Source organism: Rhizomicrobium sp. (assembly GCA_037200385.1).
GTDB lineage: Bacteria > Pseudomonadota > Alphaproteobacteria > Micropepsales > Micropepsaceae > Rhizomicrobium.
The window spans coordinates 2315259-2339280 of sequence record JBBCGL010000001.1 but is presented as its reverse complement, the minus strand read 5'-3'; the positions used below and the strand labels follow the sequence as shown (position 1 = coordinate 2339280).

The 24022-nt window shown below is 62.7% G+C and carries 33 protein-coding genes and 1 tRNA gene; 10 read left to right on the top strand and 24 right to left on the bottom strand.

Annotation, left to right across the window (positions count from 1 at the left end; all coding sequences use genetic code 11):
• Positions 1 to 72 precede the first annotated feature (72 nt).
• The 4 genes from WDM91_11280 (at position 73) to WDM91_11265 (ending at position 6458) form a co-directional block, all read left to right on the top strand.
• A complete protein-coding gene (locus tag WDM91_11280; GenBank protein MEI9995168.1) occupies positions 73 to 1953 on the top strand; it encodes a serine hydrolase in 1881 nt (626 codons plus the stop codon).
• 37 nt (positions 1954 to 1990) lie between these two features.
• The gene (locus WDM91_11275) at positions 1991 to 3145 is read left to right on the top strand and encodes a serine hydrolase domain-containing protein (protein ID MEI9995167.1); all 1155 of its coding nucleotides are present in this window, start codon (positions 1991 to 1993) and stop codon (positions 3143 to 3145) included.
• Positions 3146 to 3353: 208 nt separating this feature from the next.
• Positions 3354 to 5594, top strand: coding sequence for a TonB-dependent receptor (locus WDM91_11270; GenBank protein MEI9995166.1), 2241 nt, complete (start codon positions 3354 to 3356; stop codon positions 5592 to 5594).
• A 171-nt stretch (positions 5595 to 5765) separates the two neighbouring features.
• On the top strand, positions 5766 to 6458 hold the full coding sequence (locus WDM91_11265) for an XRE family transcriptional regulator (GenBank protein MEI9995165.1): 693 nt from the start codon (positions 5766 to 5768) through the stop codon (positions 6456 to 6458).
• 13 nt (positions 6459 to 6471) lie between these two features.
• Here the strand turns inward: WDM91_11265 and WDM91_11260 are convergent, their stop codons facing one another.
• Positions 6472 to 7839, bottom strand: coding sequence for a serine hydrolase domain-containing protein (locus WDM91_11260; GenBank protein MEI9995164.1), 1368 nt, complete (start codon positions 7837 to 7839; stop codon positions 6472 to 6474).
• Positions 7840 to 8031: 192 nt separating this feature from the next.
• Here WDM91_11260 and WDM91_11255 point away from each other — a divergent pair, with 192 nt between their 5' ends.
• The 3 genes from WDM91_11255 to WDM91_11245 all read left to right on the top strand — a co-directional run bounded on the left by WDM91_11255 (position 8032) and on the right by WDM91_11245 (position 11410).
• Complete coding sequence (locus tag WDM91_11255) at positions 8032 to 9219, top strand: diaminopropionate ammonia-lyase (GenBank protein ID MEI9995163.1); 1188 nt, start codon at positions 8032 to 8034, stop codon at positions 9217 to 9219.
• Positions 9220 to 9224: 5 nt separating this feature from the next.
• Positions 9225 to 10970 (top strand): D-aminoacylase, encoded by a 1746-nt coding sequence (locus WDM91_11250; GenBank protein MEI9995162.1) that lies wholly within the window; start codon positions 9225 to 9227, stop codon positions 10968 to 10970.
• Positions 10971 to 11032: 62 nt separating this feature from the next.
• A complete protein-coding gene (locus tag WDM91_11245) occupies positions 11033 to 11410 on the top strand; it encodes a hypothetical protein (GenBank protein ID MEI9995161.1) in 378 nt (125 codons plus the stop codon).
• Between the two features lie 279 nt (positions 11411 to 11689).
• Here the strand turns inward: WDM91_11245 and WDM91_11240 are convergent.
• The 21 genes from WDM91_11240 to WDM91_11140 form a co-directional block, all read right to left on the bottom strand.
• Positions 11690 to 11763 (bottom strand) — tRNA-Gln (locus WDM91_11240).
• 153 nt (positions 11764 to 11916) lie between these two features.
• Complete coding sequence (locus tag WDM91_11235) at positions 11917 to 13077, bottom strand: hypothetical protein (protein MEI9995160.1); 1161 nt, start codon at positions 13075 to 13077, stop codon at positions 11917 to 11919.
• Complete coding sequence (locus tag WDM91_11230) at positions 13028 to 13339, bottom strand: hypothetical protein (protein ID MEI9995159.1); 312 nt, start codon at positions 13337 to 13339, stop codon at positions 13028 to 13030. Before WDM91_11230 ends, WDM91_11235 begins: the two co-directional genes overlap by 50 nt.
• Positions 13336 to 13758 (bottom strand): DUF4326 domain-containing protein, encoded by a 423-nt coding sequence (locus WDM91_11225; protein MEI9995158.1) that lies wholly within the window; start codon positions 13756 to 13758, stop codon positions 13336 to 13338. The genes WDM91_11230 and WDM91_11225 overlap by 4 nt, the downstream gene beginning before the upstream one ends.
• Complete coding sequence (locus tag WDM91_11220; GenBank protein MEI9995157.1) at positions 13734 to 13949, bottom strand: hypothetical protein; 216 nt, start codon at positions 13947 to 13949, stop codon at positions 13734 to 13736. The genes WDM91_11225 and WDM91_11220 overlap by 25 nt, the downstream gene beginning before the upstream one ends.
• Complete coding sequence (locus WDM91_11215) at positions 13950 to 14879, bottom strand: hypothetical protein (protein MEI9995156.1); 930 nt, start codon at positions 14877 to 14879, stop codon at positions 13950 to 13952.
• 5 nt (positions 14880 to 14884) lie between these two features.
• On the bottom strand, positions 14885 to 15304 hold the full coding sequence (locus tag WDM91_11210; protein ID MEI9995155.1) for a hypothetical protein: 420 nt from the start codon (positions 15302 to 15304) through the stop codon (positions 14885 to 14887).
• Entirely contained in the window at positions 15297 to 15497 is a 201-nt protein-coding gene (locus tag WDM91_11205; protein ID MEI9995154.1) for a hypothetical protein, read from the bottom strand. Before WDM91_11205 ends, WDM91_11210 begins: the two co-directional genes overlap by 8 nt.
• Complete coding sequence (locus tag WDM91_11200; GenBank protein ID MEI9995153.1) at positions 15494 to 16474, bottom strand: reverse transcriptase/maturase family protein; 981 nt, start codon at positions 16472 to 16474, stop codon at positions 15494 to 15496. The genes WDM91_11205 and WDM91_11200 overlap by 4 nt, the downstream gene beginning before the upstream one ends.
• Positions 16475 to 16511: 37 nt before the next feature.
• Positions 16512 to 16886 carry a hypothetical protein gene (locus WDM91_11195; protein MEI9995152.1) on the bottom strand — a complete coding sequence of 125 codons (375 nt, stop codon included), beginning with the start codon at positions 16884 to 16886 and terminating at the stop codon, positions 16512 to 16514.
• Between the two features lie 315 nt (positions 16887 to 17201).
• A complete protein-coding gene (avd, locus tag WDM91_11190) occupies positions 17202 to 17573 on the bottom strand; it encodes a diversity-generating retroelement protein Avd (protein MEI9995151.1) in 372 nt (123 codons plus the stop codon).
• A 35-nt stretch (positions 17574 to 17608) separates the two neighbouring features.
• Positions 17609 to 18526: a hypothetical protein gene (locus WDM91_11185; GenBank protein ID MEI9995150.1), complete on the bottom strand. Its 918-nt coding sequence runs from the start codon at positions 18524 to 18526 to the stop codon at positions 17609 to 17611.
• Between the two features lie 42 nt (positions 18527 to 18568).
• Complete coding sequence (locus WDM91_11180; protein MEI9995149.1) at positions 18569 to 19462, bottom strand: hypothetical protein; 894 nt, start codon at positions 19460 to 19462, stop codon at positions 18569 to 18571.
• Between the two features lie 8 nt (positions 19463 to 19470).
• A complete protein-coding gene (locus tag WDM91_11175) occupies positions 19471 to 19632 on the bottom strand; it encodes a hypothetical protein (GenBank protein MEI9995148.1) in 162 nt (53 codons plus the stop codon).
• Positions 19629 to 19967, bottom strand: coding sequence for a hypothetical protein (locus tag WDM91_11170; protein ID MEI9995147.1), 339 nt, complete (start codon positions 19965 to 19967; stop codon positions 19629 to 19631). The genes WDM91_11175 and WDM91_11170 overlap by 4 nt, the downstream gene beginning before the upstream one ends.
• Positions 19964 to 20461 (bottom strand): hypothetical protein, encoded by a 498-nt coding sequence (locus tag WDM91_11165; GenBank protein MEI9995146.1) that lies wholly within the window; start codon positions 20459 to 20461, stop codon positions 19964 to 19966. The genes WDM91_11170 and WDM91_11165 overlap by 4 nt, the downstream gene beginning before the upstream one ends.
• Entirely contained in the window at positions 20458 to 20742 is a 285-nt protein-coding gene (locus tag WDM91_11160; protein ID MEI9995145.1) for a hypothetical protein, read from the bottom strand. Before WDM91_11160 ends, WDM91_11165 begins: the two co-directional genes overlap by 4 nt.
• An 18-nt stretch (positions 20743 to 20760) precedes the next feature.
• On the bottom strand, positions 20761 to 21018 hold the full coding sequence (locus WDM91_11155) for a hypothetical protein (GenBank protein ID MEI9995144.1): 258 nt from the start codon (positions 21016 to 21018) through the stop codon (positions 20761 to 20763).
• Between the two features lie 35 nt (positions 21019 to 21053).
• Positions 21054 to 21194, bottom strand: a complete 141-nt coding sequence (locus tag WDM91_11150) for a hypothetical protein (protein MEI9995143.1) — start codon at positions 21192 to 21194, stop codon at positions 21054 to 21056.
• A complete protein-coding gene (locus WDM91_11145) occupies positions 21191 to 21526 on the bottom strand; it encodes a hypothetical protein (GenBank protein ID MEI9995142.1) in 336 nt (111 codons plus the stop codon). The genes WDM91_11150 and WDM91_11145 overlap by 4 nt, the downstream gene beginning before the upstream one ends.
• Positions 21523 to 21798, bottom strand: a complete 276-nt coding sequence (locus WDM91_11140; protein ID MEI9995141.1) for a hypothetical protein — start codon at positions 21796 to 21798, stop codon at positions 21523 to 21525. The genes WDM91_11145 and WDM91_11140 overlap by 4 nt, the downstream gene beginning before the upstream one ends.
• A 9-nt stretch (positions 21799 to 21807) precedes the next feature.
• On the opposite strand from WDM91_11140, the gene WDM91_11135 reads away from it, so the two are divergent.
• Together WDM91_11135 and WDM91_11130 are read left to right on the top strand one after the other, a co-directional pair.
• Complete coding sequence (locus tag WDM91_11135) at positions 21808 to 21945, top strand: hypothetical protein (GenBank protein ID MEI9995140.1); 138 nt, start codon at positions 21808 to 21810, stop codon at positions 21943 to 21945.
• A gap of 151 nt (positions 21946 to 22096) precedes the next feature.
• Positions 22097 to 22456 carry a hypothetical protein gene (locus WDM91_11130; GenBank protein MEI9995139.1) on the top strand — a complete coding sequence of 120 codons (360 nt, stop codon included), beginning with the start codon at positions 22097 to 22099 and terminating at the stop codon, positions 22454 to 22456.
• On the opposite strand, the gene WDM91_11125 is transcribed toward WDM91_11130, so the two are convergent.
• Positions 22453 to 22764 carry a hypothetical protein gene (locus WDM91_11125; GenBank protein MEI9995138.1) on the bottom strand — a complete coding sequence of 104 codons (312 nt, stop codon included), beginning with the start codon at positions 22762 to 22764 and terminating at the stop codon, positions 22453 to 22455. The genes WDM91_11130 and WDM91_11125 overlap by 4 nt on opposite strands.
• Positions 22765 to 22914: 150 nt before the next feature.
• Between WDM91_11125 and WDM91_11120 the strand changes: the two genes are divergently transcribed.
• Positions 22915 to 23301 (top strand): hypothetical protein, encoded by a 387-nt coding sequence (locus WDM91_11120; GenBank protein ID MEI9995137.1) that lies wholly within the window; start codon positions 22915 to 22917, stop codon positions 23299 to 23301.
• Positions 23302 to 23305: 4 nt separating this feature from the next.
• Here WDM91_11120 and WDM91_11115 read toward each other — a convergent pair whose 3' ends face one another.
• Positions 23306 to 23965, bottom strand: a complete 660-nt coding sequence (locus WDM91_11115; protein MEI9995136.1) for a S24 family peptidase — start codon at positions 23963 to 23965, stop codon at positions 23306 to 23308.
• Between the last annotated feature and the right edge of the window lie 57 nt (positions 23966 to 24022).

Sequence of the window (24022 nt, the reverse complement as noted above, 5' to 3'; positions counted from 1 at the left end):
AAGCGCGGTGCGAAAGTCTTCGTTCATCGACCATCGGGCGGCGCAGTCGTGTTTTCAGCCATGGGGCAACCGATGAACCTCAGGTTCGGACTGATTGCCTGTGCCCTCGTTCTGTCGCCGGCGACGGCAGCGACAACGCAGCCGCAGGGTGCCGCCTACGATCGGGCAATGGAGAATCTGGGCGACACGATTCTGGGCCAAGCCGTAAGAGACGGTCGCACGAGCGGCGCGGTCATCGCGTTCGTCCGGGACGGACAGGTTCGGTTCGCCAAAGGATATGGGATCGAGGCCCCCGGCACGCGCGTGGCCGTTCGTCCGGACGTGACGCTGTTTCCGATCGCCTCGATCACGAAGACCTTCACCGCCGTCCAGGTCGCCCGATTGAAGTTGAAGGGCGGCATTCGCGACTACGACGACCCCGCCAACCGCTATCTCCAGGATGTTCGTCTTCCGAGCTGGGGCTCGCGACAGGTCACGATCCGAGATCTGTTCACCCAGACCAGTGGGCTGGATGAGTCCATGTTCGACCGATACCGCGGAACCCCGCCCAAAGGGCCCTTCAGCGCCGCCGCGCTCCAGGCGAGCATGCCGGTTCTGTTTCGCCGGCCCGGGGATTTTCCTGCCTATTCGAATTACGGAATCGATGTTCTGGGTGCCCTGGTCTCGAACGTGGAGAGGATCGGGTATGTCGAGGGCGTTACGCGCGACATTCTTCGGCCGCTGGGGATGGCATCGAGCGGCTTCATCACGGACGGACGCCGCCCAAAGCACTTGCTCCAGGCCTTCATCCCAAAGACGGGCGAAAATCTTCCTTATCTCTTCGCGCGCTACGACTCCGCCCCATCCGGGGGCCTGATCGCGACGGCCTCGGATATGGCCCGCTATATGATCGCGCTTCTCGGCAACGACAGAAGCGGCACGATAACCGAGGAAATGCGCCGCGACATCTTCGCGGTGCAGCGCCAGAACGCCGGTCGGACCGCCGTACACGGAATAATATTCGAGCTCAATCCCCTGGGCTCGAAGGTGCTCGTCCAGCACAGTGGGGCGCTCGGTCCCCATCGCTGCTTCATGGCCTTTGCCTTCGAACACAATTCGGGGCTGTTCTATTGCCACACGACTTGGGACGTCACGGTCCACAAGGGCGCGAACAAACCGCTGCCGTTGATGCCGACCGCCAGCGCGTTCTTTGCGACGCTCCTGTCCCCAGGAAATCCTCAAGCGTTGGCTCCGCCCCCGCGCGGCCGGACGGAGTGGACATCCCGATGGGACGGGTATCTGGGCAGTTACCTGACGATGCGGCGCCAACACGAGGGCTTTGGGCGTCTCATGACCCTGCTCGACGAGGGAACGATCAAGGTCCGCCATACCCAGGCGGGTCTGATGATCGGCGGCGACGGGCCGGCGCGAGAACTCTCCCCGGGCATCTTTGCGGCCGGGCTCAGCGTGGTCGCCTTCACCCCTGATCCCACGTCGCCGCGCATGATCATGACCACGAACATCGCTCCCGGCGGGTTCGAGCGGGTGCGTTGGCTGGATGATCCTGCGATCGCGATGGCGGTGCTGACGGCACTTCTGGCCGCCGGCCTAACCGGATTCCTTTATCCCGTCTGGGCGAGGGGCGGCGCGCGCCGGTCGCGCATGGGTTTGGGGGGCGCGCTGCTTTTGGCGGTAGCGGTGGGCGCTCCTCCGGCGATCCTGTATGCGAGCGGTTCGGTCGACCATTCCTATTTGTGGGGCGTTCTTTGGCCCGTCCGCACCTCGCAGGCTTTCGCCGCTTTGACGCTTCCTGCCGCAGTGCTCCTCTGGTGGGCGGTCCTCAGTGGCCCCGCTCATCCCACGACCTGGTGGAGCTGGATTGGGCGCGGCCATCTTGCGGCGCTCGCCGTGGTCTCGGTGTTGTCGCTCGCCATGTACGATTTTGTCGGCATGTTCAGCGCTTATGTGAATTGACCGAAACGGATGAATACGCGAAGGAGGCCGCAACATCATGGAGCTCAGTCGACGGAGCATAGTAGCGGGAGCGGCGGGTCTTGCCGCCGCCACGGCGGTGAAAAGCAAAGCGGCGTCGCTTGACCCGTCTTTCGCCGAGGTCCGTGCGGCCGCCGCGGATACGATCTCAAAGGGCGCCACGCCAGGGCTGATGATCGCCATCGCACATGGCTGGCGTACGGTGTTCCGGGAAGGATTCGGGAGCGCGAACCTCGAGTGCTTTACGCCGGTAGTGCCGGAGACGGTGTTCCACATTGGCTCGATGACCAAGCAGTTCACGGCTGCCGCGATCCTACGATTGCAGGAGCAGGGGTTGCTGGCGGTGGACGATCCGCTGTCGAGGTTCATCCCCGACTTCCCGGACGCGGCTGCCGTCACGCTTCGGCAGCTGCTGACACACACTTCCGGATTGCACAATTTCACCGCGGACCTGTTTCCGTACACGATGCTGCAGAGCCAGGATATCAGCCTTGCCAAGCTCGTTGCGTATCTCTCGAAGCAAGCGGTGGAATACGATTTCGAGCCGGGAACCGCGCACAGCTACAGCAATAGCGGATTTGTGCTCCTGGGGGCCGTGATCGAGAAGGTCACCGGCGAAACCTATTCGACATATCTGAAACGAGAAGTTCTGGATCGCGCCCGCCTCAAATCCACCGTGGTGGATCGGGTGTCGGACGTGGTTCCACACCGCGCGTCCGGCTACGAGGTCTGGGGACCGGGAAATTTCCACAATGCGCTTTTCATCTCGATGTCGATCCCGCGAGCGGCGGGCGCTTTGAGATCGACGGCCGAGGATTTGCTGGCCTGGCATCGCGCGCTATTCGCCGGAGACGTCATAACGCCGGCAAGTCTGGCGCTGATGCTCGAGCCGTCGCGATTGAAGAACGGGGATTTGGCATCCACCAACGCCAGGCCGGCGCCAAAGAAGCCCCCAACCAGCAATTATGGAATGGGGCTGATCGTCGACGAGTTGGAGGGGGAAAAATTCGTCCAGCACCCCGGTGCCATCAACGGCTTCACGGCGGACATGGTCACGTTTCCGCGTCTGGGCCTGAGCCTCGCCGTTCTCAGCAATGGTCCCGTCGCGGACGAATTGGTTGACCAGATTCTCCCCGGCGTGTTGCGCGGGGCCATCCGCGCCGATGGAAAGTGATGACCGCACGATAAATGTCGTCATCAACGAGTTGCACAAACTGCAAAATTATGCAAAATATGCAAATGTTGCGTGGCGACATGCAACGACAGGACGCCATGATTGCGGCGGACGGTTTGGGGGCGCTGCACAGTGCCGGCCGATGCGTCTTGCCTGGGCCGTCCGGTGGTTGGGGTGTGGGTTGGAGTCTAAACTTATGGAGGGGGGAATGCGTATCCTCGGTAGGACATATCTATTGGCCGCGACATCGAGCGTCGCTGTTCTTTACGGATTAAGCGCGCAGGCTCAGGCGGCCGATGCTGGCACGCGCGCCGACGACTCGAAGTCCGACCGGACGTCGGTCATTGAAACAGTGGTGGTCACGGCGCAGAAGCGTCTTGAACGCGTCCTGGACGTCCCCGCGACGGTGACGGCGTTGTCGGGCGCGGATCTCGTTCAGACGCATGCCGACAGATTCGAAGATTGGCTGACGCGGGTTCCTGGCGTTTCCTTCAATTCCATCCGCCCGGGCAACACACAGCCGGTCATTCGCGGCATCGCGACGGGTTCAAACTCTTCGACCACCGGAATCTACATCGATGAAACGCCCTACGGCTCATCGACGGGCTATTCGGACGCCGGCATCGAAACGCCCGATCTGGATCCCGCGGATCTTCAAAGAGTGGAGGTTCTTAGTGGCCCCCAAGGCACGCTCTACGGGGCCAATTCGCTCGGTGGATTGATCAAGTACGTCACAACGCCGCCGGACCCCACCTCATTCGCTGCTCGTGCCTCGGCGGAGTACGAATCCACCGACGGTGGCGGCGAGGGCGATGCCTTCCGCGGCATGGTCAACGTGCCGCTCATCCAGGATGAGCTCTCGCTGCGCGCGAGTGCTTACCAACGCGAAGACCCGGGTTACATCAACAATCCGGTGTTGGGTGAACGCAATGACAACGGCGCCTTCGTGAAGGGTGTGCGCGCGGCGCTCCGCTGGCAGCCGACCGACAACCTGACCATAGACGCGACCTATCTCGTGCAGGACCTTCACAGCAACAACCAGAACGTTGAAGACGTCACGCAGGATCTCAGGCCGATCTACGGCGCAGATATCGAGCGCCGCTACGCGAATGAGATTGGAAAGAATGAAAACCGGGTGGCCAGCCTTACAGTCAGCTACGACTTCGGCTGGGCCAAGCTGCTCGGAGTCTCGAGCTACGACACTTTGTCGGCCGACGACCACGCGGACCAGAACAACGGACCGGCTCCGGCGTCGCTCGATGCGGCGTTTGGCGCCACCGACCTCGGCGGTTACTACGGCACCATGACGCACACGGAGCGGGAGACGGACGAGGTCAGACTCGAATCGCCGACCGGTCAATTCATCGAATGGCAGGGCGGCTTCTATTTCGATCATCAGCGGAACAATCAATTCCAGTCCTTTGTCCCGATCAACATAAACACCGGCGTCGTCCAGACAAATCTGCCTGCGATCGAAGACAGTCTCCTTCTTGCGAGATACACCGAATACGCCGGATATGGCGACGTGCGCGTAAACGTCACCGATAAATTCGACGTACTTGTCGGCGGACGTTACGGTACCAACAATCAGAATTTTTCGCTGATCGGAACCGGCGTCGCCCAGGTGAACAGCAACTTGACGAGAACCTCCAGCGACAGCTCCTTCACCTGGTTGATCAACCCCCGCTATAAGTTCGACGACGATCTTATGGTCTATGCGCGGATCGCCAGCGGTTACAATCCAGGCGGCCCCAACCCGGTCGTACCCGGAGCTCCCGGCGCGGTCCCCGTCGCGTTTGGGCCGGAAACCATCGTCAGTTACGAAGCCGGCATCAAGCAGACGCTTCTCGACGGCAAGCTCAACTATTCCTTCGACGGTTTCTGGATCAACTGGTCCGACATTCAGCTCGGCACGACCGTCTTCGTGAACAATTTGAGCTATTTCGTGCTCGAAAACGGCGGACAGGCCGTGAGCAAAGGCGTCGAGCTCAGCGCCAACTACACGCCGTTCGACGGACTTACGCTCAATGGCTCTTTGGGCTATGTCGACGCGCGCCTGACGGCGGATGCTCCGGGCATCGGTGGCCTGACGGGCGATCGGCTTGCACGGGTTCCCCAAGTCAACGCGGCGGTCGGCGCCACCTATAGCTGGCTCATCGGGTCTGACTGGAGACCGTTCGTCGGCGCCAATTGGCGGTTTAACGGCGACGAGTTGACGGACTACTCCACGGTGTCAACACGGGTTCAACTGCCCAGCTATAATGTCTTGGACCTTCGCGCCGGTGTCGACTACGACCGCTACGACTTGTCGATCTTCGCCAAGAACATCAATAACTCGCGTGGGATCACCTTCTTGCAGGTGATCAATCCGAACTACCCGGGCAGCTATGACGCGGCGAGCTTGATCCAGCCGACGACGTACGGGGTCAATATCACGGTGAGTTACTAGGGGGCGTCGACTGCCGATGAATTAGATAAGTATTGAGTGGATACCGCGCCCGGTCGCCGAATGGCCGAGCGAATGAAAATCGGCCGCACCCGCTCGCCTCCATGGCGAGCGGGTTGTTGGCTTCATATACCGACCTGCAATAGGATTGCTGGCGAAACGGGAGCAGCAATAATGAAAACAACCGCAAAGCCAGGACTCGCCCTGAAGAACTTGCGGCTCGCCAAGGGCTGGACCCTTGGGGAGGTCGGCAGGCGAACCGGCTTTTCAGTACCGACGCTTTCGCGGATCGAAAACAACCGCATCAATCTCAGCTATCCGAAATTGGCGCGATTGGCCGACGGGCTGGACGTCGATATCAGCCTTCTATTTGCTCAAGGGGTGGAGGAGCAGCCTGTGGCGGCCACGACCGGAAGGCGCAGCATCACCCGGGCCGGTGAGGGACGAACAATATCCTCCGAGGCCTATACGCACACCTATCCCGCCTCGGAGCTTCTGAACAAAAGCTTCGTACCGATGTTCGTCGATCATCATGTGCGCTCGATGGAGGAGTTCGGCGAGCTCATCCGACATTCCGGAGAAGAATTTTCGGTTGTCTTGAGCGGCGCGATCATACTTTGCACGGATCTCTACGAGCCGCTGAAGCTGGAAGTTGGCGACTCTGTTTTCTTTGACAGCGGAATGGGCCATGCCTATCTCGCCGCCGCCGAAGGGCCGTGCCGGACGCTTTCGATCTGCACGGGGGGGCAGCGCCAAATCGCAGCCGAGTCGGCCGACAACAAGTCGATTGCGGTGCAAAAAGTCGAGAATTCGATCCGGCCGGCGGTTGCCGCGCCGCGACGCCGGAAAGCGGCGGCCGCGCGCTGAGGACCGGCTCACCTCACCGGGCAGCGCTGACCATGAATTCCTCAAGCTTGCCTTGCGGGAATCCCCGTTCAGTGACATCCGCAGTGCCTTTCGCGGTGATTATCTTCCAGTTTCGCGTCCGCATGCCCCCACGAAGGGTCTCGCTCGATAGGGTCAGTTGAAGCGGCCTTCCAAGTGGTGCAAGACCGGACCGATAATCTGCAAGCACCGCCGGGGTGAGGAAGGCGTTGCCGTTCGCGGTGAACAGGTTCCGATTCACCGCGCCGCGCTGAAAATCCGCGAAGACGGCCAAGGCCCGAGCCTCGGCAGGATCGGGCTTCAACACCAGAAACGCGATCCGGTCGACCAGCGAGTCCGGCCGGGCCCAGTCATTGTTGGTCAAGGCGACGATGGCGATCTTGTCGCCTGGCCAAAGCCGGTTGGCGGCGAGGAATCCCGAACCGCCCCCCGTGTGGCCGAGGCTTGGACGGCCCCGGTCGGTGACGACGTTAAGCCCGAGACTGTAATGCGTGTTCCGGCCATTCGTGAGTATTGTTGGTCTGTAAAACGCATCGTAGGAGCTTCGCTGCAGAAGCGATCGGTCGATGAGGCTGATGTCCCAAAGCGCGAGATCGTGTGGCGTCATCGCCAATCCGCTCGCAGCGAAGAGCCAGCCTGCCGCCTCTCTCGGCGCTGGCCGGATCGGCCCCTCCCCATACCGGGTGTAGCCGGCGGCGTCCGTAGTCCCGGGCGCGGTCGTGTCGTGCTCTACGACGTCGTTCATGTGCAACGGGCGAAAAATTCGCGTTTCCAGCAGCGCCATCAGGGATTCGCCCGAAACCTTCTCGGCGATCGCGCCCGCGATGACGAAGCCGGTGTTGGAATATTGCCAGTCCATCCCCGGTTTGAAATCAAGCGGCTTCCTGCCCCATTCGCTTAAAATGGCGGCGGTCGTTGTTGGCCGAGTCATCTCGGGCGGATTGAAATCTTGAGGCCAGTAGTCCCGGTATCCGGCTGTATGGCTCAATAGCTGCTTGATGGTGATATCTCGGGCACCCGTCAAATCCGGAAAATACTTCGCCACTTTGTCGTCGATATTCAGCCTCCCGCCTTCCTGCAGGGAGAGCAGTGCTGCCGCGGTGAACTCCTTGGACACGCTATCGATGGCGTACCGTGTCCTGGTCGTCGGGTGCTGCAGCGGGAAGAGACGGGCCGCTCCGTAGGCCTTTTCGTAAACGATCTGACCGTCCTTCACGACGGCGACGGAGACGGATGGCGCTCCGGTGGTGGCCAGCCACCGGTGCGCCGCGGCATCGATCGCCACCCCGACCGGAGAGGGGGCTGCCCAAGCAGCCAGCGGCGCCGTCAATCCAAGGGCCAGAGCAATGATCGCAGTTCTCATTCAACGTTCGCCCGCTCGCTGCAGCGCACCCTCGCCGGGCGGGATATCGCCGTGGCCACCGAAACGCTTGGAATTGCACTGTCTGCAAGTTTTGCATTGACTGCAAGTTTTTCATGTTGGTAACTGGCGAAGCGGTGCAGATCCGATCCTCGTCTCGGCGAGCAGTCACGGACAGGCGAGCAGGGCGGTCATATGCTGGTCTTGAACACTTTCACCCAAGCCGGTGCGCCGCTGGTCGAAGCAGACGCGCGGATTCTGACCGCTGCAGCGGCGCAGGACGCCGCCGCGTTCGCGGCTCTCCACTCGGCCTCCGGTCCCAGCCCCTTGGTATCACTTCCGGGGTTGGCCTCGAACCTGGGGATATCGGCGCTTTGGCTCAAGGATGAAGGCGACCGGCTTGGGCTGGGAAGTTTCAAGGCGCTCGGCGGTGCCTACGCCGTCGCACGCGTGATCAGCGAAGCGGCCTCCCGTCGCCTCGGCCGCCGAATCGGTTTTGGCGACCTCGATGATCCGGCAGTGAGGACAATTTCCGCCGAAACGACAGTTACCTGTGCCACGGATGGCAATCACGGCCTGTCCGTGGCCCAGGGTGCGGTTTGGGCCGGATGCCACGCGGTGATTTTCGCGCCGGAACGGGTCAGCGGTCCCAGGCTGGCCGCCATCTCAAGCCGCGGTGCGCGCGTCGTTCGAGTAGACGGGACCTATGACGACGCCGTCGCCGCCGCCGCTCGCGCGAGCCGTGAGCTGGGATGGACGCTCATTTCCGACATCGCCTCGCAGGAGGACGAGCAGGTGCCGCGGATCGTCATGCAAGGATACACGGTGCTCGCCGAGGAATGTCTCGGCCAGCTTCAGGAGCGTCCGACCCATTTCTTCGTGCAGGCGGGTGTGGGCGGTCTGGCGGCGGCCGTCGCCGGGCGGTTCGCAGACGCGCTCGGCGCGTCCAAGCCAAAGACCATCGTCGTTGAACCTTCGCGGGCGGCGTGTCTGTTCGAAAGCGCCCGCGCCGGGCGGCTGGTGGGGGTGGAGAGCGGCCCGGCGACCATCATGTCGATGCTCGAATGCTACAAACCCTCCGTGATCGCCTGGAACATTCTCTCGCGACTGGCGGACGCCTTCATGACCGTGGACGAGGCCGATGCGGTTCGCGCCATGCGGTGGCTCGCGCATCCGGTCGGCGGGGATCGATCGGTCGTCGCCGGCGCGAGCGGGGCGGCAGGACTGGCGGGTCTGATCCAGATTGCCCAAAGCGCGGAAGAACGCGCTCTTTTGGAACTCGGCCCGGAAGCCCGCGTGCTCGTGATAAATTCGGAGGGCGCCAGCAACGATGCTCTGCTCTATCGCGAGCTCGTCGGTCCTTCGGTGCAAGCCGGCGCGTGAGCCGCATGCAAGACTGGAAAAAGCTTTGTCTTTGCGCAGCGGCCCTGCTGTTCGTCGGCGCGTCCAAAAGCTCCTTGGCGGATGAGCATCCCCGTTATGACGTGATCATTCGCGGCGGGACGATCTACGATGGTTCGGGTGGGGCTCCGTTCGTCGGCGACGTCGCCGTAACAGGCGATCGCATCGTGGCGATAGCGCCCCATATTTCGGCGCGGGGTCGCGTCGAGGTCGATGCGCACGGCAAAGCGGTGTCGCCTGGCTTTATAAACATGCTGGCGCACCCGGAGGAAAGCCTGCTTGTCGACGGCCGCGCGCTCAGCGACCTCGTCCAGGGCGTCACGCTCGAGGTCACGGGCGAAAGCTCGATGGGACCGCTGTCGCCGGACATGAAGGCGAAGACGGCAGCCCGGGAAGGCGACATCAAATACAAGGTCGATTGGACGACGCTTGGAGAATTTCTCGACCGCCTGCAGAAGCGAGGCATTTCCCCGAACATCGCTTCGTTCGTCAGCGAAGCCACAATCCGAACGGATGTTCTCGGCGAGTCGAACGTGCAGCCGAACCCGGTGCAGCTCCGGAAGATGCGAACGCTTGTGCGCGAGGCGATGGAGCAGGGCGCGCTGGGACTGACCACCGCGCTGATGTACGCCCCTGCAAGCTTCGCGCAGACGCCCGAGCTGGAGGACCTGGCGCGGGTTTCCGCGGCGTGCGGCGGGATTTATATCGCGCATATCCGGAACGAAGGTGATCGCTTCGTCGAATCCGTCCAGGAGACGATCGACATCGCCCGCGCGTCGGGAGCTCCGGCCGAGATCTACCATTTCAAGCAGGCGGGAAGGAACAACTGGCCCAAGCTCGAACCGGCCATCGCGAAGATCGAAGCCGCTCGCGCCGCCGGCATCCGGATAACGGCCGACATGTACCTCTACACGGCGAGCGCCACGGGCCTGAGCGCGGCCATGCCGCTATGGGTCCAGGACGGCGGTTTGGAGCGATGGATCGAGCGCTTGAAGAATCCGGCGATACGCGCCCGGGTCGCCGCGGAGATGCGCAACGCCCATCCCAAGGACTGGGACAACGCCTACGGCGCCGCCGGCGCGGACGGCGTTTTGCTGTTGGGGTTCAAGAATCCGGCGCTCAAGCCTTTGACGGGCAAGACCTTGGCGGAGGTGGCGGCGGCGCGCCGGGAAAGTCCGGAAGAGACGGCCATCGATCTTGTGATCCAGGATGGCTCCCGCATCGAAGTCGCTTATTTCGAGATGAGCGAGGATAACGTCCGAAGAGAGGTGGCGCTTCCTTGGATGAGCTTCGGTTCCGACGAGGATGCGCCTGCGCCCGAGGGTGTTTTCTTGCTCTCCCAGGATCATCCCCGCGCCTATGGCAACTTCGCCCGGCTTTTGGGGCGCTACGTGCGCGACGATCGCATCATCCCGCTTCGCGAAGCCATTCGGCGGCTCACCAGCTTTCCCGCCGCGAATCTCTCGCTGAAGGATCGCGGGCGGCTCAAGCCCGGCTACTACGCCGACATCGTGGTATTCACCCCCCAAACGATCATCGACAAGGCAACGTTTTCCAAGCCGGCGCAACTCGCCACCGGCGTCGACGACGTGCTGGTGAACGGGGGCTTCGCTGTAAGAGACCGCCGCCCGACAGGATCGCCGACCGGCCGCTTCGTTCACGGCCGGGCTTGGACGGGGGCCCCCGGCGGCGGATGCCGCGCGAAGGCCGCGGATTGGAGCTGGACGCCATAACCGCTCACCGGGACCGAAACCTATGTGCCCGACCCGAGGCGCCGCTTAAGATGGAGACAAAGATGATGAAGCCCGTAATTTTTGCCGCCGCCCTCCTCGTGGCGCCAAGCGCGTTCGCGCAGAACGCATCCCCGCCCGGCATGCCTCCCGCTAAGGTGCCGGCCGCAGGAGATACAGCCGTGCCGCCAGCGGACAGGCCGCCCGTCCCGGCCGGCGGATTCGATGCCGACACACCGATTGAAGCCTTGGTCGCGGATCCGGCTGCGAAGGCCGTATTGATGAAAGACGTGCCGCACCTGCTTGAGCACCCCGACTATGAATCCTTCAAGATGATGAGCCTCAACGAGCTCCAACCGATTTCCAAAGGAACTATCACGGATGAAATTCTTGATCGCATCAACAAGGACCTGAAGGCGCTCGGCACCAGCCCCAAGCAGTAACGTCGCCGCTTTGGCCTTGCGCAATCGTGCCGGCGGCAACTCGGCGACCGCGCGCCTTGCCGGGTCTGTTCTGATTTGTCCGGTTGAAGCAGTTTCGCCGACGGAGCGCCGATCGACATCCTGATGGCGGGGGAGCTTCAGCTCAGCGAAGCGATCTGCCGGCTGATTCAAGGCTACGGTGCCGTGAACGAAACGGCACAGCCTCGAACGTTCGAGCGTTCCACATCTCGGACACCGTAATTCGCGGTTTTGAAAACGCCTGGTTTCCTGCGGAAATCTTGGCTGGGGGACTAGGATTCGAACCTAGACAGGCAGAGTCAGAGTCTGCAGTCCTACCGTTAGACGATCCCCCACTAAGCCATTGAGCCGAGTGGTATATTTCCGGCGTGTCAAACAGCGCCAGACAATTCCGTCCAACATCCGTTCGCCAAGGGCGGGGTCGTACCAACTTCCGGCAGGCGCGGCAAGCAGGTTTGCGGGCCCCCGCACCAGGCGCGCCGGCCGGGCTACCCGGCCGCGCCGGACAGCTTCCGCCGATAGTCCTCCAGCTTCGCCGTGGCCTTGGTCGCCACGACGCTGTCATGGGGCAGGTAGTGCTGGGCGAGCATGTCGCGCACCGACTTGGACGAGTGGCCGGTCTTCGACGCGATCTCAAATTCATCGAGCCCGGCGCGCTTGCCGTTGACGCAGAACGTATGCCGGAGATGGCGGAACTGCAGGTGGACGAAGCCGGTCTTCTCGCGCACCCGGTCGAAGTCGCGCGCAAAGACGCGCTCGTTGTACTTCTTGCTCGTGCGATGGTTGATGACCAGCATCAGCTGGGTATGGGGCTGCTGGCGCAGTCGCTCAAACACGCGCTGGCCGGCCGGGCTGACCACCCAGCCGTTGGTCTTGTTCTGGAAGTAGCGGAACGCGCCTTCGTTGGGTGTGTAGTCCCGTGGCCGCATGAACTTGCGAATGTCGCCCGGCCGTGGGCCTTCATCGTGCGCGATCGCGATGGCCGTGGCGATGCCCTCGATCCCCATCTCGTCCGCCGCGGCAATCATGGTCTCCGTCTCTTCGCCCGTCCAAATGTGGACGTGCGCGTCGGGCGTCTCCAGGCCGAGTTTGATCGCCGGGTTGTCCAGGCGCACGCCTTTGTCCATCGCATGGAACATCAGCTGGCGGAGATATCCAGCGACGTGCAGCCGCTTCGTCGGTTTGTCCATCATCGTGTCGAGAAATTGCAGCACGGCAGGGCGCGTGATCGCGCGGACATGTGGATGGCCCGATTCCTTCGACCACTCGATGAGCTGGCGCGCGGCCCATGCGTACTGGCGCGCCGTCGACTTCGCGATGCCTTTGCGCTTGCCCTTGCGAGGCTTCGTCTCGAGGTGCTTCTCAAACGATTTGACCAGCCATGGCAGCGTATGGAGGCGCGCCTTTTCCGGCTCGCCCGAGAGTTCGGCTTGCATCCGCCGATAGAGACTGGCGGCGTCGGCGGTCACGGCCGCGAGCTCGGCGGCGTCGCCCAGGCCGGTGCGTTTCGAATGTTCGAGCGGCAGCCTATGGGTGCCCGGCCACCCCAGCGGACGCTGGCGCTTGGGGACCTGGAAGTAGAAGACGGTGCCCGCCTTCCTATCCTTCGTGATGACGTAGGCCGGCAGCTCGACGCTCAGCGATGGCATGCGCGCCGCGCTCCCAGGGGTTTTCCGCACCCACATTGTCGGCACCCTCTGTTCGGATTCCAAGGTGTTCGTAGACGGCGCGTCGCTCGAAGATCATCTCCCGGCCGCGGTCGATTGCGTTAGGAAACTTTCCCGCTATGACGCGGCGCTGGATGGTGACCCGTGACACCCGCGCGATCGCGATGACCTCGGAGAGCATGATGCGGGGCGCGACGGCCGGAGATGGCAACACGAGCTCTTGATCCTGGTTGGTGGGCGTCATTGGTTGACGACCTCGAGCAGGACGTCGACATGGCAAGGATCCTCCGGAGCGCAGAAGCAGGCCGGGTTTGTGCGCCGCAGGATGAGGACACATCGCTCGCGCAGCGTCGCCTGCGCCGGCAACTTGAACCATGCTCGGAAAAGCTTCACCGACGCGGCTTGGGCCTCAGGTTTGGTTTCGAACATCCACACTTGGCTGTCGGTTTCGACCCACCAGGGCTTAATTGATCCGTCCTTGGCGCTGCCCATCTGCTTGTGAGGGCCCGTGATGCGGAATGGATTGCTCAACTCGTGCGGCCGCGTCACCTTCAGCGCCGGCAACCCGTTCCGCGCGCGCGACAGCGCTTGGAGGTCGAAGCCCTTGCGTCGCGAAAGCTGAAGTCGAACAGGTTTGGTCATCGCAGAAGCCTCGCGATCCACCCCGCATAGACGCTGACAGCCTTCCAATAGACCGCCATAGGCCCCTTGTTCTTTTTCCAACTGTGCTGAGCGCGTGCAGCAGCGTCGATCCGAAGATCAAGCAGGAGCTGACGCAATGCGCCGCGCACCTCAGGTGGAAGCGCGAGAAGTCCCTTGGCCGCTGGAAGATGCGCGAGCGGGTTCGCCTTCATTCACGCCTCCTCAGCGCGGGAGAGGGCGGGCTTGCACGGGCGGCTTAAAGCAGCGCCACGCATGTTGCAGATTGAGCAGCCAAGGCCCAAGCCGTCGTCAGGGAAATCTTCACCCGGAAAGGTGACGTCATGGCCAGGAAACGGCGTCGGATCGTCTTCCGCCTCCAGATATCCAGGTGCTGGATGTGGCGCGGGCTCGTCGCTAATGGCCGCTCTAAGGTTTGCGATCTGCTCGGCGTTAGTCAGCAGGCGCCCGCGGCGTACCGTGATGGCGGAGAGGAAGAAACCAGCCCGCTCGATGCCCCCGGGCAATTGTGATGCCCGCTCTTCAAGAAGCTTTGCCAGGCGCTTCCGTTCCTCCGCGCGTGCCGCATCAAGCAAAGCATCCACGCCCACCTGTGTCGTCGGTGCGACGGGGGAGGGAGCGGCGGCGATTGCGCTCCTGAGCCTTGCGATTGCTGGAGTGATATGCCCGTTCCACTCCCGCATGTCGTGGTCGCTCAAATCTTTGTTGCCCTCGAAGTGGGCGAGGCGATCCAGCAGAAACGATGCATCCGGCACTATCCCCGCTGCGGTGGGGCGACGGTATTCCGCCTGAAGCGTGGCAAGCAATTCGTCCTCGTTGACGGCTCGCGTGCCGCATTTATCACAGTGCCAGGAGACCCCCTCGTGACAGATCAAGCAACGAAGCGTTCGGTTGAACTCCTCCCCGCCAGGGAGAGAGGCGGCGGTGATGGCCTCTAGCGGAAGGGGGCAGATTCGCACAACCTCATCGATCATGCGGTCTGCCCAATCCGTCGCGGGCACGGACTCGTCTTCGTTGGCAACGTTCCAAACATGGTCAACGAGTTCGCGCAGGAACGGCCGAAGAATCGTCACCACTTCGTCTGTTGGGGTCATAGCGGGCCCTTCGTGGATGGGGATGGTCATGGTGATTATCCTTCGCCTTCGACGCTGCGGAGGTCGTACGCGCCTTCCATCACCTTGCGCAGATCATCCATACGCCGGACCGCCTCCTCGCGCGGGAGCGGCTTTCCGCCCGAGGCGGGCTTTGACGCGTCGGCGAGAATTTGACCACACGCGTTGACCTCTTCCGCAAGACGAGTCTCAAGAGCCGCCATCGCGCCGCAAAGCGTCACATAGACGGGGCAAGGGTCGTCGCTACGGTTGTCGGCCAAAACATAGCGGGCGGGCCCATCCTGCAGAATCGAGAAGTGCTCGCGGATCTTGTCGGTCTGGCGAGCGAGTTCTTGCGCCGCCGGCGTCATACCTCCGCAGTCGTTGTCCTCGGTCGCGTCACATACCGGGCAGGGGCCGGACCCGATGGGTACACCGGCAGCACAAACATCAGCCATGATGGTCTCCTTCGTTTCGTTCAATTGGCGGCATATGGTTCTGCGCGTGCAGCGTGACGATCATCGTCTCGCGGGTTATGTCGGACGCGCCATCGACGAACTCGACCAAGTATTCGCGCAGCAGGTTGGCCGGCATCGACTGGATGTGTTCCTTGAGCGCGTCTTCGCGCGCGGCCCGGCGTTCGGTGGTCATTGACGCCTCTCCGGCTGTTGCAGTCCTAAGCTCTGGATCAGATTGGCGCTGTCGGCCCAGCGCGCATGGCCCAGCCATGCGGCCGTGAACTTCCGCAGCCGCTCCGTTTCGCCGCGTGCGCGATAGGCCTTGAGCTTGTGCCTTGCCCGTGTGACGCTGGTCTTGCGCAGCAGCTTGTGCGTGGTCCAGATCCGATAGCCGAGGAAATTGACCCCGCGCGCGATGCTGGCGATGCCCCATTTCGAGAAGGCAAGGCCGAGCTGGTCGCGCGCGTAAGTTTCGATCGATGTCTTAAGGCTTCGCAGATGATCGGGATCCGCGCCGAGCACAACGATATCGTCCATGTAGCGATACCAGGTGTCCTCGCCGAGCGTCTGCTGCAGGTGACGGTCGAGCGTCGCGCCCAGGTATAGGTTGGCGAAGATCTGCGATGTCAGGCTGCCGATCGGCAAGCCAACGCCAGCGCGAGGGGCCATCGCCTCGATAAGCCGCAACGTCGCGCGGCAGGAAATCCTCGCTTCGATCAGCCGCCACAGGATCGCGCGGTCGATCGACGCGAAATAGCCGCGAAAATCGGTCTTGAGGAAATAGAGCGGTGCGCCGCCGCGCGTCAGATGGCGCATCTCGCTTTGCAATTGCACAACACCGGCATGCACGCCCTTACCGGGACGACAGGCGAAGGTCCGGGGCAAGAGCGCAGCTTCGAAGATCGGCCCGATGACGAGACAGAGTGCCTGCTGCGCGACACGATCGCGAAACGGCAGCGCCGAGATCAGTCGCTTCTTCGGATCGAACACATAGAATTCATAGGGGTCGCCGGCGACGTAGCTCCCCTCGGCCATATTGCCAGCGAGTTCAGCCAGGTTGAGCGGTGCGTATTCCTTGAACTCCAGGTAGGCGGACGTCTGCCGCTTGCCGGCGCAGGTAAGACGATACGCCTCGGCCAAGTTTGCCTGCGAGACGATCTGGCCGATCAAGTTACGGAATCGCCTGGTCATGTCATCGTCTCCGTTTCTATTCGTTGTACTTGCGGGTGAATACCGATCCGTCATCATCGATGTGACCCGAACCGCGACGCGACCCGATGCGCGCGATTGCCGATTGCAGTTCGGCGGCGAGAGCTTCGGCACAAGCGATGTTCTCGAAGGTGATGATCGTGCCACCGTCCACGACTCGGTTGGGCGGCAGGCCACTACCCGATGCGTCAGCTCCCGGTTTCCCGGGGGCCGGCGCTTGCTCGATGAAGAGCGCGGCCTGCTCACCATAGTACCCATGATTGATAATAAATCGGCCGGTGCCGAGGTTGATCGTGCGCAGGTTTTTGGGCCCACAGGAACAGTCCGCGTGGAGCGCGTCGTGCTCTGCAGGGCAGTTCGGTTCATGCTTCATGTCTGATGTTCCTTTGCGAAAAGAAAGCCGGCCGCGGGTCTCGACGGGTTGCCCCGCTACGCCCCGCTCTGCCGGACCGTGGAGTGTGTTCGCCGAAGCAGGACAGACGGGCTGACCACCGAACCCGCTTATGTGCGGTCGTGGAAGACCGGCGGGACCGTGATCGCCGCCGCGTCGAATTCCGGTCGTCACTGCGCCCGCGCGCGCCGATGTTGTCGTTCGAGTTGTCCGGCCAGTTGTCGAGGTTCGCGTAGCGCGAGCCCGCGTTCTCGTCGTTGAGCCAGGAACCGCCGAAGATCGAAGGACGCGGCATGCTTACCCCTTCTGCCCTCTGAGCTTCTTTTGCCAGGCGCCGAGCATGCGCCCCGGCTCCGAGAGCAGGCTCAAGGCATGAGCATGGTTCTTGGGCGTGAGGACGCGGATCTCGTGGCTGGCGAGGAAGCGCAGATAGGAACGCAGCGTCGCGAAGCGCGCATCGACCTGATAGAGCCGAGAGAGCTGCCGCGACTTTGCCGCGTGATAGAGATCGCCGACCGTGACGAACATTTCCGCAATCACGGCGTCCCGCAGGACGCCGTGATGCTTTGGGCTTCGCTGAACGATCGGGTAGGTATATTTCACAAACGCCTCATACTTCTCGACGATTGCCAGGGCATCGGTGCTGGTATTTTCATCCCTGGTGATCATCGCGCGATAACCTCGTGCCGCCGCTGTCGCGTCGGCTATCCAAGCTGCAGGTGGTCACTGCGCCCGCGCGCGCCGATGCCGCCGCTCGAGCCGGCCGGCCAGTAGTCGAGGGACGCGTAGCGCGAGCCCGCGGGCACGCCGACGAGCCAGGAACCGCCGAAGATCGAAGGACGCGGCACGGTGGGATGACCGTCTGTGCCCCACACCCACATGTTGCCGGTCGCCTGCATCAAGCCCCACCGGCTCGTTCGTTGCGCATCAAGACCCGTGGTTTTCGGCTCCGTCGGCGCAGCGGTTTTTTCGGTGACGCCATACGCTGCGGCGAAAAACTCTTCGGCGCCGAGCAGCTGCTTGCCGTGGTGTTTCATCACCGCGCATGCCGCCTCGTAGTCGAAGCGCGGGAAATAACCACCGGCCGGGTTCTGCGGCAGATCGGTGCCGTCGGCGATCGTCGCGCCATGCCGGCTCGTGCCGCTCTCGAGATGGTCCTTGCCGAGCAGATAGATGTCGAACCAGATACGGCCCTCGCTCGGTACGTCCACCAGCGTCATGCCGCGCGGATCGGCGCATGCGGGACGAAAATTCCGGTCCCAGGCCGAATACGGATTGATTGCCGGCGTGCTGTCACCGCCGGTGATGCCAAACGCATTGCCGCCAGGGGCGAAGTGAAAGCCACCGATCGCGTTCGCCGGAATGCTGTCCGACGCCATCGGCAGTGCCGCGGGCTTGCCGCGCGTTATCGTCACGACGTAATCGCAACCCGCCACGTAGCCGCCTATTGGTGCCTTGATGGGCGTGGGCTTCTTGAAGGTCACCCCACGAAACGTGACGCCCGCGCAAACCGCCGCGCCGAGACCAGCGACCTTGATCGCAGGGCTCGTCTTGTCGCGCTTGACGAGTGTCGCCTTCGGCGCGCCTGGCTTCTTCTTTGTGATCCGGCTTTTCATGGTCATGATTTCCCTGTTGAGAGTTTGAGGAAGCCGCTGTCGCGGCTTCTATCCAAGCTGCAGGTGGTCACTGCGCCCGCGCGCGCCGATGTTGACGACCGAGTCGTCCGGCCAGGCGCCGAGGTCCGCGCAGCGCGAGCCCGCGTCCTCGTCGTTGAGCCAGGAACCGCCGAAGAACGAAGGACGCGGCATGTCGGGGTCGGCGTCGTGACCCCAGGCCCACATATTGCCCGTCGCTTGCATCAAGCCGAAACGGCTGGTCCGCAGCGCGTCGAGACCGGTCGTGACAGGATCGCGCGGCGCAGCAGTCTTCTCGGTGACGCCGAACGCCGCAGCGAAGAACTCATCGACGCCGAGCAGCCCCTTGCCATGCGCCGCCATCGCGGCCTTCGCGGCCTCGTAGTCGAACCGCCGCACCGGGCTTCCATTGGAATCGCGTGGCAGGTCGGTGCCATCGGCGATAGTCGCGCCGAACTTGCTCGTGCCATCGGCGAGATGATTTGTGCCAGTCAGGTAGATGTCGCACCAGAAGCAGCCACCGGGCGCCTCGACCAGCGTCATGCCGCGGGGGTCGGGGCAGGCGGGGCGGAAACCAACGTCCCACAGGGAGTAGGGATTGATCGCGGGCACGTCGTCGCCGCCGCTTCGCGATGGCGCATTGCCGCCTGGCGCGTAATGGAAGCCGCCGAGCAGGGTCTCGCCTTCCGGGATACCGGTCGGGCGGGAAACAGACAGATCGGCGCCGTCGAACCTGACGATATAGTCGGCGCCCGGAATATAGCCGGGATCGAGGTCAGGCTTGACGTCGATGTCCTCGGCGAAGGTGTGCCCGGCGAAAACCGTTCCGGCCTTGACGACGAGGTTGTTGCGGCCAATCACCTTGAAGGCGGACGCAGTCGCGTCCGGTCTGATCAGCGCCGCCGCAGAGGCTTCCAATTTCACACTTGCGTTCATGGTTCGATGCTCCGTTGGTGATGATGGCCGCTAAGGCCGGGGTGATTGGTGAGATCGGCGATGCCGTAAGGCGCGATCAGCGGCAGGCATGCGCAGCCGGTCAGGAAGACCGCGAGCATCGCGCCGGCGATGGCGTCTTTGAGCCAGAGCCGGGTCATGCGCAGCCCTCGGTCGGAAGGCGGCGAAGCGCGAAGGTTTGGATGTATGCGTCGAGCTCGCGCTGGATCTTGTCCATGCGCGCCATATCGGCCGCGGTAGGCTCTTCTGAGCCGGGGTCCAGCACGATCATAATCGACGAGAACAGGTGCTTGGCGCCGGCGAAGAACGCATTGCGCATTTCTTCGAGCTGTACCTCCGGCGCGTCTGGCGGTATCGCTGCGATGCGCAACGAAACCCAGCCGGCCTCGATGAGAAGTCCCTGGTTCAGCAGCGCGTCGTGCAACCGCTGCAAGGTTGGGGCGTCGAGGTTCTTGATTGACAGACGATCCGTCATGCGGACTCCGGCATAGATCTGGGCGCCGGCATCTCAAGCGGCAGTAGCTGCCAGGCGATCAGACCCTTCTTGGTCTCGCCGACGGCGCGGAAGCCCGCGCGCTTGAAGCAGAAGCCTTTGACCAGCTCGCCGCGCTCATGAACGCCGCGCACCTTCTTCGGATCGACGAAGGATACGCAGCCGATCTCTGGCGGCGCGCCGTAGCCGTATTCGGTCTGCATCACGGCCAGCGCGTCGCGGATCATCTTCGACGCCAGCGGACCGGCGTCCTCATTGCGGAAGATCGAGACGATCCAGGCACCCGGCCAGGCGTGCTTCACGTACTCGGCCTTCGGGAAGCTGAGTCCGAACACCGCCTTGGAATTGCCGGCGACCAGCACGCGGCAAGACCCCGGTGGCATGAACTGCGGCGAGCCTACCTTCTGCCGGCTGTAGTGCCGATCGGCGAGAAGGCGCGCCGGCGTGTGGCCGCGGTTCGAAGGGGTCCAGATCATGCGAAGCTCCGTGCGCGCTGCGCCAGGCCTGGCCGCATCTCTTCCGCCGCCTTCATCGCTGCAGCGAAATGTTCGTCGATCGCGTATGGCGGGATGTTGGTGCGGAGCAGGGCGTCTCGCGACAGGGCTTGTGCCTTGTCGTCGGCGTCACAGATGGCCGTCACGATGCGCGCCCGGATTTGTGCCGATGTCAGGCCGTCCTGCTCGCGCTGCCGCCGACCGCGGCCAAGGACGGTACGGCTTCGTGCGAGCTGCCGTTCGGCATGCGAGCGATACCTCATAGCATGCTTATCCGCTTCTCACCCATGACCGCTAGCCGTGGGGTGCGGTTGCAGGGATTTCTCATAGGCCAGTTTCACGGCGTCGAGAGATTCAACGATGCGTTTCTCAACGTCACGCAACGGTCGCAGAATAGCCTCTCGCGCCGCGATCTTTCGCGTGTAGCGCGGATCAATCGGATAGTACGCGCGCGCATGGATTTCGGCGCGCACGGCTAAGAGGCCTGAAACAAGACCATCCCGCGCACCGAGCATTCGGAGATCGCCATCGCCCATCATCTAGACTCCTTGGGTGTCAAGCGGATAAGCATGCCTCATAGCAGCGCCTCGCCCATCGCCAACAGATAGAGCCCGATACCGGCCATGCCCCCGCAGAAGAGCAGGGTGAGGACAAAGAACACCTTCGCCTTGAGCGGGATGTCGGAAAACCCGAGGGACTGCTCCACGGTCCTCATGCGCAGCCCTCGCCGTTGAAGGCGCTGTCGCTCGGCCGGCCGTCATCCTGGCGCGGCGGAAGTGGCCGGAACGCCGCGACGGGTTTCGGCGCGTCGCCGATCCGCAGCTCGGTGATCACGACGGGCCCGCGTTTCGCGAGCTCGGCGATCTCTTGCAGGATCTGCTCCGCCGTCGTCATCGCATTGCGCAGCTGCGGCCGGCGGACGAGCGGCGCGTAGATCACGCCACCGTCCGGCATCGTCACCGCCGCGGCCTTGTCCATGCGGACGGCGATGCGGGTCAGCGTCGAGGCTGGCGCCGTCTTGCGCTCGGGAAGGGGGTGGACGCTCATATGGACACCTCACGCGGGGCCTTGTCGGCGAGGAGGGACGCAACCGTCCGCGACTTGAGCCAATACTGGAAAATGACGATGGCACCGTTGTCGCCGGGTGCTTGGACCCACTTGGTCAGCACATGACCCTTCTCGTTCTCACCGTGGTCGCAGACCGGCGCCGCGATATTGTCGAAATCTTCCCGGGAGGCGATCCCGACATAGACGAGCCCAGACCCAGCATGGACGCTGACGAACTCTGTCGGCCGGTGTTCAAAGCGCTCGATGCTCATGATGTCTCCTTGGTCGAAACGACCGTTGCTCTCGCGCTGTCGGGACTGATCGTGACGAGCCGCGCGGCCCTGCGGCCCGACGCGCAGTGGCTGGCCCAGGCCGCATCGACCATTGCGCGCGGCGCCGCAGGCTTGAACCCGATGTAACGGACCCATGCGCCGTGGTGCCGGATCTGGATTTCGTAGTGCCTCATGCCGCCACCTGCGCGTGAAGAGTTGACGAGCCGGACGACGCGTTGACCGCGCCGGCCGACTCGCCTTCCGTTGGAGTTGCGAAGCCCAACGAAAGAAGATTGCGATGACCAAAGGATATGGAGTGGATCTGCCTGACGGCGAGGTTCGAGCCACTCTCGAGAAACTTGTGATGGAGGTCTCGCGGCTTCACCGCGATATCCAAACCCTCGCTGTTCGCCTTAGGGTCGGTGCACCGGACCGGTTCGAGGCGCCGCATTGGGAAGCCGAGTTTGCGCGCATGTTCATTGAACGCGTGCCGAAGACCGCAGCGCAGTCGATGGTGATCCTGATGGCGATGGGCGATCAGATCAGGGGAGCGGAGCAACACCTCGGCGCAATCCGGGCGATGCTCGACGATCTGTTGTCCGACGCCGGCGAAAAGAAGCACTGGCGTGCCTGGCAAGGTGAACGTGATCGCGGCTAGAGAGGCCGGACACCGCGAGCCGGCACCATGTCTCGGGCCCAGCACCGATAGGGCGGCACTACGAGAAGTGCCTCGAGCAACTCCTCTTCCGTGACGGTCCGAAATGCCTGGCTGTCCGAAGCGGTCTGCGTCGCGTCCGGCGACATGAACGAGCTGGGGATATAGTCGTGCAACGCGCGGTTCAGCACGTCGTCCGCAAAGGCACTGGGGGAAATATCCCACTTCGCAAGACGCGTGAGGTTCCGCGCCACGATGTCGATGTCCTCTACCGTCAACGCCAGGCGTTCGTAGCGTTCCTGCTTGTGCATCCTCCCGGCCCATTCCGTTCCTCCATGCCCGCGCGAAGCGGGATCGGAGGTGATGGTTACCAGCAATCTGGTAAATGTCAACCAGAAGTCTGGTGGAGAAGAGTGTGGCTCGGTTGTCCTACCTTTTAGAGGCTTGACGGGGGACGGCCGGTGAATAGGCAAAAACAAATCGCTGCGATTGCGACCGCGCTTCTTCTAGCAAGTTGCGCCACCGAGTCGGCCAATATGCATATCGGTGGAGAAACGCCCTATACGAGTTTGGCAGATCAGCGAGCGGCCATGGATGTAAGAATTGTGGCGGATGTTCCGCCTGGCGCGAGAATCATCGGCGTCGTCGACGCCAGCAGATGCCATAGAAATATGCTCGATAAGCCGCCGTCGGCCGAGGACGTCGAGAATGATCTGCGCGTTGCCGCTTATGCGCGAGGCGCAGATGGCATCGCTGGTGTTCATGTAGAGACGCGCGTTCTCGGCAGCCTGCTTAAAAACTGCTGGCACACGTTGGTGGCGACAGGGACCGCCTATCGCACGCACTAGCGAATTAGTGCCGCCTTATCGACATAAACACCCGGCCAACGACCTGAAGGCGCTCAGGCTTCTTGATGGTCTGAGGAGGGTACTTTGCATTGTCGCTGATCAGGGTGACGGCACCGGTTTCGAGATGTTGAGCCGCGCGCTTGAGCAACCCGTCTCCTTCGAAAATCAGAGCATAGATACCGGGATTGGTGAGGCGCGTTTTGCGTCTGTCCACGAACACCCAATCGCGACTGAAAATCGTGTTTTCCATGCTGTCACCATCAGCCTGGAATACGGCAATTTGGGATACCGGTGCGTCCGTCAGCGAGTGCAGCATGCTCAAACTTATCAAATAGTGGTCGATAGGGGTCTCGTCTTCGTTGGATGAGCCCGCGCCCGCCGCGAACCGGATGTCGTAAACGGGCACTCGCGCATATTCGTTGCCCGAGAGTTCGACGACGTCCTGTCGAGATTTACCCACAGGATCGGTTGCCCCCTCCAGCCATTCCGGTGATCTCCCCAGCGCTCGCGCAATAGCAACGACGTGTACCGACGTCCGCGTGCGCCCTGATTCGATTTCCGCGATCGCTTGCTGGCCAAGCCCCGCACGCTTCCCAAGCTCCGCTTGGCTAATGCCCAAAGCGTTCCTTGCCTCGCGGACGCGTTTCCCAATGCCGTGCTTCATTACGCCCTTGTACCAATCCGCTGGTAATCGAGCGCCACCAGAGTTCTGTTGACAAAA

Excerpts from the sequence above, each read along its gene's own strand:
- WDM91_11280 (MEI9995168.1), top strand. The coding sequence starts at position 73 with ATGAACCTCAGGTTCGGACTGATTGCCTGTGCCCTCGTTCTGTCGCCG.
- WDM91_11275 (MEI9995167.1), top strand. The coding sequence starts at position 1,991 with ATGGAGCTCAGTCGACGGAGCATAGTAGCGGGAGCGGCGGGTCTTGCC.
- WDM91_11270 (MEI9995166.1), top strand. The coding sequence starts at position 3,354 with ATGCGTATCCTCGGTAGGACATATCTATTGGCCGCGACATCGAGCGTC.
- WDM91_11265 (MEI9995165.1), top strand. The coding sequence starts at position 5,766 with ATGAAAACAACCGCAAAGCCAGGACTCGCCCTGAAGAACTTGCGGCTC.
- WDM91_11260 (MEI9995164.1), bottom strand. The coding sequence starts at position 7,839 with ATGAGAACTGCGATCATTGCTCTGGCCCTTGGATTGACGGCGCCGCTG.
- WDM91_11255 (MEI9995163.1), top strand. The coding sequence starts at position 8,032 with ATGCTGGTCTTGAACACTTTCACCCAAGCCGGTGCGCCGCTGGTCGAA.
- WDM91_11250 (MEI9995162.1), top strand. The coding sequence starts at position 9,225 with ATGCAAGACTGGAAAAAGCTTTGTCTTTGCGCAGCGGCCCTGCTGTTC.
- WDM91_11245 (MEI9995161.1), top strand. The coding sequence starts at position 11,033 with ATGATGAAGCCCGTAATTTTTGCCGCCGCCCTCCTCGTGGCGCCAAGC.
- WDM91_11235 (MEI9995160.1), bottom strand. The coding sequence starts at position 13,077 with ATGCCATCGCTGAGCGTCGAGCTGCCGGCCTACGTCATCACGAAGGAT.
- WDM91_11230 (MEI9995159.1), bottom strand. The coding sequence starts at position 13,339 with ATGACGCCCACCAACCAGGATCAAGAGCTCGTGTTGCCATCTCCGGCC.
- WDM91_11220 (MEI9995157.1), bottom strand. The coding sequence starts at position 13,949 with ATGAAGGCGAACCCGCTCGCGCATCTTCCAGCGGCCAAGGGACTTCTC.
- WDM91_11215 (MEI9995156.1), bottom strand. The coding sequence starts at position 14,879 with ATGACCATCCCCATCCACGAAGGGCCCGCTATGACCCCAACAGACGAA.
- WDM91_11210 (MEI9995155.1), bottom strand. The coding sequence starts at position 15,304 with ATGGCTGATGTTTGTGCTGCCGGTGTACCCATCGGGTCCGGCCCCTGC.
- WDM91_11205 (MEI9995154.1), bottom strand. The coding sequence starts at position 15,497 with ATGACCACCGAACGCCGGGCCGCGCGCGAAGACGCGCTCAAGGAACAC.
- WDM91_11195 (MEI9995152.1), bottom strand. The coding sequence starts at position 16,886 with ATGAAGCATGAACCGAACTGCCCTGCAGAGCACGACGCGCTCCACGCG.
- avd (MEI9995151.1), bottom strand. The coding sequence starts at position 17,573 with ATGATCACCAGGGATGAAAATACCAGCACCGATGCCCTGGCAATCGTC.
- WDM91_11185 (MEI9995150.1), bottom strand. The coding sequence starts at position 18,526 with ATGACCATGAAAAGCCGGATCACAAAGAAGAAGCCAGGCGCGCCGAAG.
- WDM91_11175 (MEI9995148.1), bottom strand. The coding sequence starts at position 19,632 with ATGACCCGGCTCTGGCTCAAAGACGCCATCGCCGGCGCGATGCTCGCG.
- WDM91_11170 (MEI9995147.1), bottom strand. The coding sequence starts at position 19,967 with ATGACGGATCGTCTGTCAATCAAGAACCTCGACGCCCCAACCTTGCAG.
- WDM91_11165 (MEI9995146.1), bottom strand. The coding sequence starts at position 20,461 with ATGATCTGGACCCCTTCGAACCGCGGCCACACGCCGGCGCGCCTTCTC.
- WDM91_11160 (MEI9995145.1), bottom strand. The coding sequence starts at position 20,742 with ATGAGGTATCGCTCGCATGCCGAACGGCAGCTCGCACGAAGCCGTACC.
- WDM91_11155 (MEI9995144.1), bottom strand. The coding sequence starts at position 21,018 with ATGATGGGCGATGGCGATCTCCGAATGCTCGGTGCGCGGGATGGTCTT.
- WDM91_11150 (MEI9995143.1), bottom strand. The coding sequence starts at position 21,194 with ATGAGGACCGTGGAGCAGTCCCTCGGGTTTTCCGACATCCCGCTCAAG.
- WDM91_11145 (MEI9995142.1), bottom strand. The coding sequence starts at position 21,526 with ATGAGCGTCCACCCCCTTCCCGAGCGCAAGACGGCGCCAGCCTCGACG.
- WDM91_11140 (MEI9995141.1), bottom strand. The coding sequence starts at position 21,798 with ATGAGCATCGAGCGCTTTGAACACCGGCCGACAGAGTTCGTCAGCGTC.
- WDM91_11130 (MEI9995139.1), top strand. The coding sequence starts at position 22,097 with ATGACCAAAGGATATGGAGTGGATCTGCCTGACGGCGAGGTTCGAGCC.
- WDM91_11125 (MEI9995138.1), bottom strand. The coding sequence starts at position 22,764 with ATGCACAAGCAGGAACGCTACGAACGCCTGGCGTTGACGGTAGAGGAC.
- WDM91_11115 (MEI9995136.1), bottom strand. The coding sequence starts at position 23,965 with ATGAAGCACGGCATTGGGAAACGCGTCCGCGAGGCAAGGAACGCTTTG.